Source organism: Streptomyces sp. NPDC048650 (genome assembly GCF_043199095.1).
Lineage (GTDB): Bacteria > Actinomycetota > Actinomycetes > Streptomycetales > Streptomycetaceae > Streptomyces.
Window position 1 is genome coordinate 101,485 of sequence record NZ_JBICVM010000016.1, and the last position, 13,167, is coordinate 114,651.

General features: G+C 69.3%; 12 protein-coding genes and 1 pseudogene. 7 read left to right on the forward strand and 6 right to left on the reverse strand.

The window, feature by feature from the left end:
- Positions 1-10: 10 nt before the first annotated feature.
- A complete protein-coding gene (locus ACGFML_RS32595; protein WP_393549241.1) occupies positions 11-751 on the reverse strand; it encodes an SDR family NAD(P)-dependent oxidoreductase in 741 nt (246 codons plus the stop codon).
- 146 nt (positions 752-897) lie between these two features.
- Positions 898-1,671: a methyltransferase domain-containing protein gene (locus ACGFML_RS32600; protein WP_393549242.1), complete on the reverse strand. Its 774-nt coding sequence runs from the start codon at positions 1,669-1,671 to the stop codon at positions 898-900.
- Between the two features lie 540 nt (positions 1,672-2,211).
- Here ACGFML_RS32600 and ACGFML_RS32605 point away from each other — a divergent pair.
- The 4 genes and pseudogenes from ACGFML_RS32605 to ACGFML_RS32620 form a co-directional block, all read left to right on the forward strand.
- Positions 2,212-3,072, forward strand: coding sequence for a hypothetical protein (locus ACGFML_RS32605; protein WP_393549243.1), 861 nt, complete (start codon positions 2,212-2,214; stop codon positions 3,070-3,072).
- A gap of 256 nt (positions 3,073-3,328) precedes the next feature.
- The gene (locus ACGFML_RS32610) at positions 3,329-3,682 is read left to right on the forward strand and encodes a hypothetical protein (RefSeq protein ID WP_393549244.1); all 354 of its coding nucleotides are present in this window, start codon (positions 3,329-3,331) and stop codon (positions 3,680-3,682) included.
- Between the two features lie 191 nt (positions 3,683-3,873).
- A complete protein-coding gene (locus ACGFML_RS32615) occupies positions 3,874-4,101 on the forward strand; it encodes a hypothetical protein (protein WP_393549245.1) in 228 nt (75 codons plus the stop codon).
- 82 nt (positions 4,102-4,183) lie between these two features.
- A pseudogene (locus tag ACGFML_RS32620) lies at positions 4,184-4,384 on the forward strand (VOC family protein); the annotation flags it as partial.
- Positions 4,385-4,694: 310 nt separating this feature from the next.
- Here ACGFML_RS32620 and ACGFML_RS32625 read toward each other — a convergent pair.
- The gene (locus ACGFML_RS32625; RefSeq protein ID WP_393549246.1) at positions 4,695-5,570 is read right to left on the reverse strand and encodes an NmrA family NAD(P)-binding protein; all 876 of its coding nucleotides are present in this window, start codon (positions 5,568-5,570) and stop codon (positions 4,695-4,697) included.
- Positions 5,571-5,767: 197 nt separating this feature from the next.
- Here ACGFML_RS32625 and ACGFML_RS32630 point away from each other — a divergent pair, with 197 nt between their 5' ends.
- Both ACGFML_RS32630 and ACGFML_RS32635 read left to right on the forward strand, forming a co-directional pair.
- Positions 5,768-6,475 (forward strand): TetR/AcrR family transcriptional regulator, encoded by a 708-nt coding sequence (locus ACGFML_RS32630; protein WP_393549247.1) that lies wholly within the window; start codon positions 5,768-5,770, stop codon positions 6,473-6,475.
- Positions 6,476-7,342: 867 nt separating this feature from the next.
- Positions 7,343-8,812, forward strand: a complete 1,470-nt coding sequence (locus tag ACGFML_RS32635; RefSeq protein ID WP_393549248.1) for a UDP-N-acetylmuramoyl-L-alanyl-D-glutamate--2,6-diaminopimelate ligase — start codon at positions 7,343-7,345, stop codon at positions 8,810-8,812.
- Between the two features lie 206 nt (positions 8,813-9,018).
- On the opposite strand, the gene ACGFML_RS32640 is transcribed toward ACGFML_RS32635, so the two are convergent.
- Complete coding sequence (locus ACGFML_RS32640) at positions 9,019-9,384, reverse strand: DUF6193 family natural product biosynthesis protein (protein WP_393549249.1); 366 nt, start codon at positions 9,382-9,384, stop codon at positions 9,019-9,021.
- A gap of 710 nt (positions 9,385-10,094) precedes the next feature.
- On the opposite strand from ACGFML_RS32640, the gene ACGFML_RS32645 reads away from it, so the two are divergent.
- Positions 10,095-11,093: a hypothetical protein gene (locus ACGFML_RS32645; RefSeq protein WP_393549250.1), complete on the forward strand. Its 999-nt coding sequence runs from the start codon at positions 10,095-10,097 to the stop codon at positions 11,091-11,093.
- A gap of 484 nt (positions 11,094-11,577) precedes the next feature.
- Here the strand turns inward: ACGFML_RS32645 and ACGFML_RS32650 are convergent, their stop codons facing one another.
- Both ACGFML_RS32650 and ACGFML_RS32655 read right to left on the reverse strand, forming a co-directional pair.
- The gene (locus tag ACGFML_RS32650; RefSeq protein ID WP_393549251.1) at positions 11,578-11,835 is read right to left on the reverse strand and encodes a hypothetical protein; all 258 of its coding nucleotides are present in this window, start codon (positions 11,833-11,835) and stop codon (positions 11,578-11,580) included.
- Between the two features lie 217 nt (positions 11,836-12,052).
- Positions 12,053-12,907 (reverse strand): hypothetical protein, encoded by an 855-nt coding sequence (locus tag ACGFML_RS32655; protein ID WP_393549252.1) that lies wholly within the window; start codon positions 12,905-12,907, stop codon positions 12,053-12,055.
- Positions 12,908-13,167: the final 260 nt, after the last annotated feature.

Sequence of the window (13,167 nt, forward strand, 5' to 3'; positions counted from 1 at the left end):
CGGGGGCTACTCAGGTCAGATTCAGCCCACCGTCGAGCACGATGACCTCGCCGGTGAGATAAGTGCTGGCGATCAACGACGCCACCAGGTCGGCCACGTCGACGGGCTGGGCAGGGCGGTGCATGGGTGCACGGTCCCGCCACAGCTCGTGCGCCTGAGCCCAGTCCTTCGTCATCGGTGTGTCCACCAGCCCCGGCGCCACCGCGTTGACCCGAACCTCGGGCCCGAGCGCGGCCGCCAGCAGCCGGGTCACGTGATTCAGGGCGGCCTTGCTCGCCGCGTACGGCACCGACGAGCCCTTGGGGCGCACCCCGGCGTGGCTGGTGATGTTCACGATGCTGCCGCCCACGGGGGATTGGCGCAGCGCCGGAAGCGCCGTCGTGCACAGCACCCATGGCGCGATCAGGTTGACCTCCAGCAGCTGCCGCCAGTCCTCCGGTGTCGCCGCGGCCAGATCGTCGTGCGGGATCGGCCAGCTGATGCCCGCGTTGTTCACCAGCACGTCCAGCCGCCCGTACCGGTCGAGCGCCGCCTCGACCAGACCTCGGGCCTCCTCCTCCACCGCCAGATCCGCCCGCACGTACGCCCCGCCGAGCTCCGCCGCCAGCGCCTCCCCGGCCTCCGCACTGCGCCTCGAGTGCACGACGACGCGCATCCCGTCCGCCGCCAGCCTCCGTGCGACGGCCTCCCCGATGCCCGACGTGGACCCGCTGACCAGGGCGACGGGCCGATCCGCTGCTTCCATCCTCATGCCACCGGATCCTGCCACGGCTCCCGTGTGACAGGTCTGCCGGTCCCGAGCTCCGGGAACCAAGCACCAAGCAGCGACGACACCGGCCACCTCCGCGAGCGGACTCGAGCGGACTCGAGCGGAAGAGCCCGCCAGGGATGGCTGAGTCAACGGGAGCAGATCACGCTGACGAGAGTGAACGATGCGTAGAACGGCCCCTGGGACAGGCTGTCGAACCAGCGATGGCCGCGGTCCTGGTCGATGTGGCCCTCGTTGATGGCCTTCTGCATGTTGCGGCCGAGGCCCAGACTGTGGTCCGCCTCCTGGAAGTCACGGAAGACCGGTGTCGTGGCAAGCACGGTCTCGACGCGGAAGCCTGCCTGCTCGGCCAAACGCGCAAGACTGCGCCCGATGGTCGCATGGCGGACCACTTCCGCAGTGGTATAGCGGGTGAAGGCCCGGCTCGTCTCAAGATCCTCGGCGTCGACGCTCAGAGTGTCCCAATCGGGTTCGGCAAGGCCGACCCGCGCGCCTGGCCGGGTCGCGTGATGGAGCTGCGCAAGGGCATCCGCGGGTTCGGCAACATGCATGAGGACCCGGTCGATCTTGGCCCGATCCACCGTGCCCGGCTCGACGGGGAGGGCATGCACGTCCCCTTCCCGTAGCTCCACCTGATCCAGGCCGTTCGTGCGTTCCCGAGCCCGTGCAAGCATGGCCGGATCACGGTCGACGCCGATCACCGTGCCACTGTCCCCGACACGTTCCGCCAGCGCCGGCAGATCGGTACCCGGGCCGCACCCCACGTCCAGCGCGGTCTGACCCGCCTGGATGTCCAACAGGTCGAGCAACTCCTGCTTGTACGCACGGCCGGCATCCCCGGCGGCGGCCCGCAACATGTAGGAAGCCTGATCGGGCCGGGGCACACCAAGAATCGATGACATACGGGCAAGTCAAACACTCCCGTTCCCCACCTGACGTCAATTCTCGGGTTCGGGCTCACGGCTGCCCATCCGCGTCTGCACCGGTGTCGGCGGCCGGGACGGTGGCCGTGGCAGTGGCTGCGGCTGCGGCTGCGGCTGCGGCTGCGGCTGCGGCTGCGGCTGCGGCTGCGGCTGCGGCCATTACTCCCCGCAGCAGGCCGAATGCTTCGACCACGACAAGTCCCTTGCGCCCGGACCGACTTGCCGCCGTCGAAGCCATGACTGTCGGTTGCCGACGACGGCGTCTGCCTCGACGGACGGCGAGTCGATCCACCGTGCTCCCATCTATGGGCCGTCGTGACGAAACCGTCGGATGACCGCAATGCGCAGCAGGAAAGATCATCGTGCCCGTACGCAAGTGCCCCGCGATGTCTGGAAGTCCCGTGCCCCTCTGCCGTTCCCTGCTGCTCCCCCGCCGGGCACGGACCGCTGGGCTCGCGCCTCGGACGCAACGCAGGCTCGTGACCCAAGCTCAACTGACCCACGAAAGGTGAGCCGCACATGACCTCTCTGCGCGCAGCAGCAACCGGCCTGGCCGCCGCCGTCCTCACCCTCACCGCCGCTCCCCTCGCCGCCGCCGACGGCGGTGGCCCCGGGTTCGCCGTTTCGGCCATCAGCGGCGGACTGGGGCGGGGCGACGGCGTCGAGATCTCCGCGGACGCCTCCCTGAAGCGGTTCGCCGACAGCCACGGTGACATCACAATCAGCTCGAAGGCGTTCAGCGACTTCGTCAACGTCAAACCGGGCGACAGCACCACCACGGTCACCCGATGCGACATCAAACCCGGCACCTACGACGTGCGCCTGATCGGCGAGACAGCCAAAGGCGCCGGCCACACGAGCATCACCGTCGGCTCCTCCCGACACCACTTGAGCTGCGCCACGGCACACAGCGTGATCGCCGTTGGCCCCCACAGCGGCCCGAAAGACGCCTCCGCTGTCCACCCCGGCAGCAAGGTCACCATCGAAGCCGGCGTGGAAGGCAACGCCTACGGCACCCCGACCGTCGGCTCCAATGCCTTCATCAAGCCGGTCAAGCTGAAGGAACTGAAGGCGGGCTTCAGCGGGACAGCCACCCTGCGCTGCGACATCAAGCCCGGCACCTACGCCGTCGAACTCACCGGCCCCCACATCACCGCCCAGGACCTCGACGGCGAAGGACGCACAACAGTGAAGGTCTACCCCGGCGACGAGACCGCCTGCGCCCACCCCAAGCACAAGCGCCAGACGCAAGCTGCCGACACCTCCCGCTCCGGTGACGACGACGGCCCGAGCACCCCCGCCCTGGCGGCCTCGGCCGCGGGAACCGCTCTGCTGGCCGGCGCAGCCGGATACACCGCCGGACGCCGCCGCAAGCTGTAGGTGCAGTAACGCCTGTACGGCCGGGAGGAGATGGCCGACGAGCGGGGCGCCGACGAACCGACGCGGCCCCGGTCCGCAGCGACACGGCCCCGGTCCGCAGCATGGAGGGAGGCGGCCCGGGTGAGACCCACGACGCACCATGGCTACTTCGGTTGAGCCCGCCCCGGGGAAGATCTCCGGCTGGCCGGCTACAACCGTGCCCACCTCTCAATCGATCGACTACGTACGGGCAGCTGACGTGCTCATCCAGCTCGGAATGATCACCCAGGAGAAAGCTCAAGGCGTCGTGGAGCACTTCGGCGACCTCGCGCACGAAGAACGGAAACCGCGACATCACATAGCCGACGCCCTCGAATCCATTGGCGTGACGGTGTCCCTCCACAGCGATGACGTCGACTGCGCCGCCGAGGACTGCGCATGGATCGTGAACGAGGCCGCGGCCCTTACCGGCGGCAAAGTCACCATCTCCCACTACCGTTTCGAGAAGGACAACCCGGACGACGAAGACTGCGGCCCGGGGACGATGCACTTCGCATGCAACGGCAAGTCGCTCTCCATCTCCGTCGAGCAGCAGTCGAACGCTACCTCGACATGGGAGCGGCGCTCCTGAACATCCGCAAGCCCCAGGATCGGTGGCACATGCTGCCTCCATCAGGGGTCCTCAGCGTAGTTTTTTCCTGTCCCGCCGGAGCTTGAGCACTCTCAATCCACCTTGGGAGAAGGGGTGTTGTGGCCTTCGGCAGGGTGGGTGCAAACACCCCGCGAGCCGCCCTCGTCAGCAGGGCAGTAGGCTCGCTCGTCATGCATATACCGAGACCTGCATGGCTCACCCCGCGCCGCCTGCTGACTGCCACCGTCCTGGCTGCCGTCTTCGCGGGCGGCTGGTACCTGGGGCAGCCCGTCCTGCCCTCCCGGTGCGAAGTGCTGACGGCACCCGTGCGGTACAGCAACTACCTGGCGGCCGACACGCTCCGGGGCTGTGACGCCAGGTCGCGCCTCCTGGCTTGGCTCTCAGGAGACTTCCGCTAAGGGCGGTGTGACGGGCTCCGGCCATAGCGGTGCCGGCGTCGGCGACAGCCCTATCTCTGCAAGACCTCTGCAAGACCTCTGGGTCGACTACTACCGAGCGCCGCGCTGGCCCGACCAGACCGTTCCCCAGCAGTTTCACCTCGACTTCGCGGTCGATGACCTGGACGAGGCCGAGGCCCGGCTACTGGAGCTGGGCGCGAGCAAACCGGATCACCAGCCGACTCCCGGGTGGCGGGTCCTCACCGATCCGGCCGGGCATCCCTTCTGCCTGGTCAGTGGCTGATTGCTCGCGCTCGTTCTGCTAGCGGGAGATCTGCGTCAAGCCGGGCGGCAACTGCTCAGCAGCGACGCCAAGCCGCCGTGCTCCCTCGGCGGGCAGGTGGCTGTCGCCCCGCCCGGGCCTCGCAGGACGGGCCTCGCAGGACGGGCCTCGCAGGACGGGCCTCGCAGGACGGGCCTCGTAGCACGGGCCTCGTAGGACGGGCTTCACGGTGACCGGGGTATCGGACCTCTCGCCGGGTGACGTGCAAGTCGCCCGTGCCCAGGGGCTGTCTCAGCATCCGGCGGACCGATCCCTCTCGTGGTGGGGCCTGTCAGGCCAGGACGGCGGGCTTGAGCACCTCCTGGCACCACTGGCGGAAGTCGGTGGGGGCGGGCGTGGTCAGGGCCTGCTGCTCGGCGTCGTAGATGCCGTCGTTCTGGGCGGTGGCCATGTCGACAAGGCCCTGTGCCCAGGCGTCACTCATCCCGTACTGCATCATCGTCGCCTTGTACGCCTGCTCGTCGACCTGCTGGAAGGCAACCGGGCGCTCCAGGACCTCGGAGAGGTCCTGCGCCATGGCGTTGGGCGACAGCGTGTCGCCGATCACCGGGACGGTGCCCTGTCCGGTCCAGGAAGGGTCGAGCAGCAGGTTGGCTGCGGCTGCGGCGATGTCGCGGGTGGCGACGGTGGCCAGCGGGCGCTCCGCGGTGTTCGCCATGAAGAACATTCCCTGCGTCTTGATCGCCTCGACCTGATTGAGGAGGTTCTCCATGAAGAACGGCATGGCCAGGGCCCGGTAGTTCACCCCGGTGCTCTCGATCATGTCGTCCATGGCGAAGGCGGGCGACAGCAGTCCCGCGTGCTTGCCGTAGGCGCGGCCCAGGCTGGTGACGCCCACGACGTGCTTGATGCCCTGGGCGGTGATGGCGTCGGCGGCCGGGCGGGTGAAGTCGAGGTAGCTGTCCAGGATGTCGGCGGCGCCGGGGTTCGGGGGGACCAGCCACAGGAGACTGTCGGCACCGTCGAATGCCTCGGCGAGGACTGCGGGGTCGCTGTGCGACCCCTGCACGACCTCGAGGCGGTCACGGGTCTGCTCGGCGAGCCGGGAGGGATCGCGAGCGATCACCCGGACCGGCTGACCGCTGTCGAGGAGCATGTTCAGGACCTGGTGGCCGATCTGGCCGGTGGGAGCGGTGATGGCGATCACGGAATCCTCCAAGGGACAGGTAGGACGAGGTGGCCCGGTCTGCCGGGTTACGGGTTACGGGTTACGGGTTACGGGTTACCGAGTCACGGGCTACGGGCTGCCGGAGGCATCCCCGCGTCACCGTTTCCACCATTAACGAAATCATGCTATCGCCGATACGGCGAATCGATAACACTGCACTGTTATCGTTGGAAACCATGGAGAGCGATCGCTCCGCCACCGCGGAGAGCAACCGTGTACGGATCATCGCCGCCGCAGCCCGGCTTCTCGCAGAAGGCGGCCGCGAGTCGGTGTCGACCCGCGCGGTGAGCGCCGCGGCGGGCGTCCAGGCCCCGACCATCTACCGGCTCTTCGGTGACAAGCAGGGCCTGCTGGACGCGGTCGCCGCCCACGGCTTCGCGACCCACCTCAGCGGGAAAGCCGATCTCGTGCCCACCGGTGACCCGGTGGACGACCTGCGCGCCGGCTGGGACCTGAACATGGAATTCGGCCTCGCCCATCCGGCCCTCTATGCCCTCATGTACGCCGATCCCCGCCCCGGCGCCGAACCTCCGGCCGCCCTGGCCGCGCGGGACGTCCTCGGCGCCTCCATCCACCGGATCGCCGAAGCCGGCCGCCTGCGGATCGACGAGACGCGCGCCGCGCAACTGGTCCACGCCGCCGGCAGCGGCACCACCCTCGCCCTCATCTCCACCCCCCAGGACCGCCGGGACCCCAGCGTGTCCCGTCTGGCGAGGGAGGCGGTCATCGCCGCGATCAGCACCGACGCACCCACCCCGGCAACGCCGGGCCCCGCCGGTGCGGCAGTCGCCCTGCGCGCCCTCCTCCCGCAGACCACCGCACTGACCCCGGGCGAGCTCGGCCTGCTCACCGAACTCCTCGACCGCATCGCCACCACCGCGTAGCCCTGGGCCAGCGACGGGGCGACCAACCGTTCTTGAATGTGTGTCAGCTGAAGTGCCGCGACAGGTGTGAGGGCTGACGCCGCACGAAGTGGCGATGGCGGGGCGGGTGCGGCACTCACGCTACGAGAAGGCCGAGGGCTGCGCCGGCTGCGGGAATCCCCGGTGCAGCCGGTACAGGCTTCCCGCCGGCCTCATGGCTGGCCGGCACCGCGCCCGTGCCGTGGGCTCTGCGCCCAGGAAGAGCGTCCCGGGAGGGCCGACCACCAGACCGTCACCGCGTGGGACAAAACGGCGATGCGGCCAGGCGGCGATGCGGCGATGCGGCGATCACTGCCGCACACCTCAAGACCTCAAGGTCGGCTCAGCATGCAGGCCCTGGACGAGGGCCGGACATCCTGGCGACGAGGACCACACCACGGATCCCGCGTCGTGCGATGGGACATACACTGCAGTGGTGTCGGGCAGGTCCCTGCTCCGTCCGATCACCTGTATTCAACCCTCCGTGGCCGGGCCAGAAGGTTGTGCCCCCGGACCCCGGCCGGCCGTGACACGGTTCCGAGCCGGCCCCGGTCGTATGCCGCAGCCGGTTGCGCAGTGACAGGTAGCGGTCCTCGGCCGATCCGGCCCTCCGACTCGCACGCAGATCTCCCCCTGCGGGGCCCGCTCGTATTCCCGCGTTACACCGCCGGTGCTCCGGCTCCCGCGCCGCATGTGCACGCACAGCGCCGAAGCGGTCAGCACCGGCCGGTCAGCACAACCCCGGCTCCGCCGGGTCATGGTCATCAACGCGGTCTCCGGTTCGCCGTCACCCCTGCCTTCAGGCCGGGCACGCGCAGTGCGCCGCCGGCCGCCTTCGAGGGGATAGTTGTGAAGCTGAGTGCACTGCTCGACGGGCACGACCACCACGTTCGCCAGGGTGACCTGGGAACTCCGATCAGCGCGGGGATGACCTTTGACGTCCGCCAGGTGACGGCCGGCTCGCTGTACATCGCGGTCCCGGGCCACGAGGAGGGCGGTCCCGGGGGCATCGGGGAGGCACTGGAGCGGGGAGCTGTGGCCGTGCTGGCCGAAGACGGCGACGCGCCGCCCGGGCCCCTGTCCGGGCGCGTGTGTGTGGTGGGGGTGGCCGATGTCCGGGCAACCGCCGCGGTCGCCGCCTCCCGTTATTACGGGCATCCCGGCCGGGCGATGGACGTGGTGGCGATCACGGGTACGAACGGCAAGACCTCCGTCTCGTACATGGTCGAGTCGGCCCTGCGGATCGCCGAAGGCGCGAAGGTAGGCGTCATCGGCACTTCGGGCAGCCGGATCGGCAGCCGGCGGATTCCGATGCCGCGGTCGGTCCTGACGACTCCGGAAGCGCCGGACCTCCAATACCTGCTGGGCCACATGCGCGACCGGGATACCGGCAGCGTGGTGCTGGAGGCCACTTCCATGGGGCTGCTCCAGCGCCGACTGGACCACGTGTTCATCAACGTCGGCGTCTTCACCAACCTGACCCAGGACCACCTCGACGACCACGGAAGCATGGAGAACTACAAGAACGCCAAACTGACCCTCTTCGAGGGGCTGTGCGACCGCGCGGTGGTCAACGCCGACGATCCCGTCAGTGCGCAGATCCTGGCCTTGATGCCCGGCGCGGTGACCACGTACGCCGTGGACACGCCGGCCGACTACCGGGCCACCGACCTCGTCGTGGATGCCGCGGGCAGCCGATTCACGCTCCACCACGACGGGCGCAAGTACCCCGTGGCGATCCCTGTACCGGGCCGCTTCTCGGTCGCGAACGCGCTGGCCACCCTGGCGGCATGCCACCTGCTCGGCCACGACCTCCAGGCACTCGTCAGCGCCCTGGACCGGATGCCGCCCACCCCCGGCCGGTTCGAGCGCTACCGCACTCCGCAGGGCGCCTGCGTCATCGTGGACTACGCGCACTCCCCGGATTCACTGGAGAAGGTCCTTGCCACGATCCGCAGTTTCGCGACCGGCCGGGTGATCACCGTCTTCGGCTGCGGCGGCGACCGGGACATCACCAAACGTGCCGCCATGGGAAGGATCGCCGGGGAGCACTCCGACCTGTGCGTCCTCACCTCGGACAACCCGCGCAACGAGTCCCCGGAAACCATCCTGGACCAGATCACCCCCGGCCTCGTGGCCACCGGGACCCCCTTCCACCGGGAGGCCGATCGCCGTACGGCGATCGGCTACGCGCTGTCCGCCGCGGAACCGGACGACATCGTGCTGGTCGCCGGAAAGGGCAGCGAGGCGTACCAGATCATCGGTGACCGACTGCTCCCCTTCAGCGACATGGCTGTGGTCCGCGAACTCTGCGGGTAGCCCAGGAGCGCCCCGCCGCTCCCCCTCATGACGCCGCAGACCTGGCACGCGCCACGCAGGAAGGATGGACGGGACTCCGGCTCCGGCTCTTCCTCAGCCCCTTCCTCTTCCTCGGCCTCCGGCCTCCGGCCACGAACCGGGCCCGGCTCATCACTCGGCGCGTAACGATCGGCTCACGTGCCGCCAGGGGATGTCTGTTGAGCGGCCTACTCCAGGTCGCTGCTCGGCTCTGGCCACGGCCCTTCGATCGCAGGACCACAGTCGTTCGGCAGATGGGCGACGACGAGCGCTGCGGCTTCCTGCGGAGTTCCCGTCTCGCCAAGGAGTTCGGCATAGCCCGTGGCGTACACCTTGTAGGGCGTAGTGCAAGCAATGAACGGCAGGTCATTGCTCCACGGGAAGTCGGTGTTGCGGTGAACGGTGAGGCAGCCGTGACTGAGGAAGGGGAACAGCCGGCGCAGGCGTGGCTCGGCAGACGCTGCTTCGATCACCTCAGGAGCGCCGCGACGTGCGTCAGGGTGGCGCTCCAGCAACAGGCGCCAGGCCTTCTCGACCACGGTTTCGGTACTCATGCCTTCGATCATCGGGAGCAGTACCTGTCCGAGCAACCCTCATCGGTCGGGGCGGTCGTTCGCGGCGGTCCCGACAGCCGGCCACTCGGTCACCACGACAGCCGACCGACGCCGGATGGAAGCCGCCGAGACTCCTCCGCTGCGTGAGCGCCTCGCGCAGGATCGCCCCGAACCGGTCCGGTTCAGCCCCGACACGTGGTGGCTGTCCCCGCCAGACGATGTCCGTGTCGCTGCCGTCGCAGGGGCGTACGGGCGGGACCGCGCAGTCGGCGGCCAGCTGATCGATCGGTCGATCGATCCATCGAAGCCCTCCTACACACCGACCGTCCACCGGAGACAGCCGGTTGAGGCCAACCAACAGGAGAGTCCGATACCCGACACCTCCGTGCCACAACTGACCATGCCGGTCGTCCTACCGCGCGACGGCACCGCGGACCGGCGCCGCCCACCGTCGACTCCCCGCGTCAGGGCACCACCGCCTTGGCCGGACAGCCCGCCACCGGTCATCAGACCGGCAGTGACCTTCCCTCCCGGGCGGTCGTTCGCGCTGAGGAGCACCCACCGGCCGGAACAGCCGGTTGCGGAAGAGTGCAGTACGGAGCGTGAAGGAGCACCCTGTGGAGTCCCCAACCGGTCGTGCCGTCCTGCCGGGGCCCAGTGGCCTGGGGACCAAAGCGGCGTGTAGCCCCGGCTCTCTCGTGGTCCCGAGCGTGCCCGCGTCCCAGACGTCCGTGACCGACGCCGACGCCGCACACCCGACCTTCACCATCCCCTGGCCGGCCCGCCTCAACCCCCATGTCGAGCAGATGCGGCGCCGCAGTCTGCGGTGGGCGCAGGACGCCGGGATCGTCTGCGGTGAGGAGGAGGTGCGCCGGCTGGACGGACCACGGTTCGACCGGCTCGCGGGGTACGCGCATCCCGACGCCCAAGGACCGGGCGCGCAGTTGGTGTCGGACTGGATGTTCTGGTTCTTCCCGTTCGATGACTGGTTCGACGGGCCCGTGGGCGAGGATCCCGCGCTGGTCCGGGGGGTCATCGATCCGATGGTCCGGTTTGGATACGGGGATGCGGGTGCGCTGCCGTTGTCCGCGCCACCGCTGGTGCATGCCTTCGCGGAGCTGTGCGGGCGCAGCCGGATGGGGATGACGTCCGGCTGGCAGAGCCGGTTCGCGGAGGACATGGCGACGTACCTGTTCTCCTACGTCCTGGAAGCGCAGATGCGCCAACGCCCCGGGGAGGGCAGCCTGGAGCATGTGGTGGAGGTGCGCAGGAACGCGATCGGGATCCGTCCCTCCCTGGCGTTCGGTGAAACCGCGGAGGGCCGGGAACTGGGCTTCCCGCTGGCGTTGAGCGAGACTCTCCATCGGCTGCGCAGGGTCTGCGCGGACACGGTCGTCGTCCAGAACGACGCCTACTCCCTGCACAAGGACCTGCACCAGGGCGAGAGCAGCAATCAGGCCGTCCTGCTGATGCGCGAGCAGGGCATGGCCGAACCCGAAGCCATCCGCCACCTGGAAGGCGTCCACGACCGGCTCATCGACGAATACCTCGACCTCGAAGGCCAAGCCCTCCCACTTCCCCGCAGGTACGCGCTGCCCGAACAGACAGCCCACCTCACCGGATACCTCTCCAACCTCAGGTCCTGGATCAGCGGCAACAACGCCTGGAGCCAGGAAACCAGACGCTACAGCGACCACCACACCACCTGACCGCTCGGCGGCGCAGGACGGCGTCGAGTCACTACCGCGCCACGTGACCTGATCGCCGCCGTCCGCGCGGTGGCCGACGGCAGCGCCATGCTCTCGCCGACGGTCACCAGGCGGCTGATCGACACATTCGCTGAGCAACAGGCCCCGGACTTCCGCGCAGCCAGGGAACGGCTGTCCGTCCTCACCGACCGCGAACGAATAGTCGTACGTACAGTCGCCCGCGGACTCGCCCATGCCGACAAATCGGCCGGGAGCTCGGCACGACGAGACCACCGTCAAGGTCCACGTGAGCCGCACGCTCGCCAAGCTCGGGTGGGCCGTCCAACCGGGTGCAGAGCGCGCTGCTCGTCCGCGACTCCGGGCAGACACACCGATCCACCGATCCCCTCGTGCCAGGTGCCCAATCTGCGGACGGACCAGTCGCCCCAGATCGACGCTCAACACCGGAGCGGCTGCCTGGAAGGCTCGGTAGCCAACTCCAGCGTTAGTCGTGGTTGTTACTGCGGGCCTGGCGTGCCGACTCCTCCCGCTTCTTCCTGAACGACTCATGCTTTCGCTTGATGGCCTCACGCTGGCGCCGCGCTTCGTCTTCCTTCTGCTGCTTCACTGCCTTCCTGTCAGGCAGGGTCTTCACCACACCCCACTTCGTCAGCACCGCCGCCAGCCCTACGAGTGCAGCCAAGCCCGCCAGCCCGGCCAGCGCCGTCGTCTTCACCTTCGCCTTCGCCTTCGGGCCGTTCATCGTTGCTCACCCCTCAGCACCGGGTCAGCCGCCTGCTGAATTGCTGCTTGATGTCCACCCTGTCGTCTCCTTCCGCCCCGGCTTGTCGTGACGAGGAGGCTCCCAGCTCTGAAGCGGCCTGTACAGAGCGGGGCCGTTCCCGCGCACAACGTGAGCAGTCCGCGCTGCCCGTTGATCCGAACGAACCGCCTCAGGTGCCTCAGGTGCCTCAGGTGCCTTAAGAACCTTCCTTGGACGGTGCGCCGAGGAAGTGGCCGGCGGGGCCGGCGATTTGCTGCAGGAGGTACAGCGTTCGGTCGACGCGGTCGGGCGGAATGGTCGGCCGGGGCTGGCCGGTCGTCGGGTCCAGTTCGCCACGCCAGTCCATGGCGAGGTGCCACAGGTCGTGTCGGCGGCCGTAGCCGGCGGGGAAGGGCCAGTCGAGATCGAGGGCCCGCAGAGCCTTGCTGAGGTCGCTCAGCCCGTCCGCGCTCCATACGACGATGACGCGGTCGGCCAGCACTCGCCGGATCTGCTCGACGGCCGCTTCCGGGGCGGTGGCGCCCGCGGGTATGCCCTGCGAGCACGGAGAGAGCAGCCGCATGTGGACGTCGAGGAGAGCGCGGCCGCCGGCGTCGAGGGCGGTGATGTGGGCGGCGGAGGGCGCGCGCCGGTCGCCGGCGGGGGTGGTGCCGCGGTCGGTGTAGTCGAGGTGGACGACGGCGAGGCGTCCGTCGGCGAGCAGCTCGGCCGCCTGTTCGGTGGCCCGTGCGCGGGCCTCGGCGGCCTGCCTCTGCCGGGCCCGCAGCTTCTCGATATGCGCGCAGACCTGACAGAGCAGCCAGGCATCGACCTGAGTGCAGGGCAGGTCGGGGCGGGCGCCGCACTGCTCGCACACACGGGTGCCGGTGGCGCACCGGTCGGCGGCCGCGGCGAGCTGACGGGCGCCGGCGCGGGTGGGGCGCGATTCACTGATCGAGTACAGGTCGAACACCGCACGGCGGCCGGTGCCGTCGCGGCCCTCGACCGTGGCACGCACCGGGCCGCCCGGTTCGCGGGGCAGGTCGAGGCTCCCGAGCTGCGTCTGGGTCATGTACCGGCCGGGCGGAACCTGGCTCCAGTAGCTGAAGTGCCGCGTGTGGGGTGGCGCCGATCGGGGTGGCTGATCCGGCTGGTACCCGGTGCTCGACGCTTCCTGGGGGTGGGGTGTATTGGCCATGGTGATGTCTCCGTGGGGTCGATGATGCAATGGGCAGCTCGCGGGGTTCGTCCTGTGCCGAGGCACGGTAGCTGTCACATCTGGCGGTATCGACCTGCAATCTCCCATGACTGAGGCACCGCAGGTGTCACCGG

Excerpts from the sequence above, each read along its gene's own strand:
- ACGFML_RS32595 (WP_393549241.1), bottom strand. The coding sequence starts at position 751 with ATGAGGATGGAAGCAGCGGATCGGCCCGTCGCCCTGGTCAGCGGGTCC.
- ACGFML_RS32600 (WP_393549242.1), bottom strand. The coding sequence starts at position 1,671 with ATGTCATCGATTCTTGGTGTGCCCCGGCCCGATCAGGCTTCCTACATG.
- ACGFML_RS32605 (WP_393549243.1), top strand. The coding sequence starts at position 2,212 with ATGACCTCTCTGCGCGCAGCAGCAACCGGCCTGGCCGCCGCCGTCCTC.
- ACGFML_RS32610 (WP_393549244.1), top strand. The coding sequence starts at position 3,329 with ATGATCACCCAGGAGAAAGCTCAAGGCGTCGTGGAGCACTTCGGCGAC.
- ACGFML_RS32615 (WP_393549245.1), top strand. The coding sequence starts at position 3,874 with ATGCATATACCGAGACCTGCATGGCTCACCCCGCGCCGCCTGCTGACT.
- ACGFML_RS32630 (WP_393549247.1), top strand. The coding sequence starts at position 5,768 with ATGGAGAGCGATCGCTCCGCCACCGCGGAGAGCAACCGTGTACGGATC.
- ACGFML_RS32640 (WP_393549249.1), bottom strand. The coding sequence starts at position 9,384 with ATGAGTACCGAAACCGTGGTCGAGAAGGCCTGGCGCCTGTTGCTGGAG.
- ACGFML_RS32650 (WP_393549251.1), bottom strand. The coding sequence starts at position 11,835 with ATGAACGGCCCGAAGGCGAAGGCGAAGGTGAAGACGACGGCGCTGGCC.
- ACGFML_RS32655 (WP_393549252.1), bottom strand. The coding sequence starts at position 12,907 with ATGACCCAGACGCAGCTCGGGAGCCTCGACCTGCCCCGCGAACCGGGC.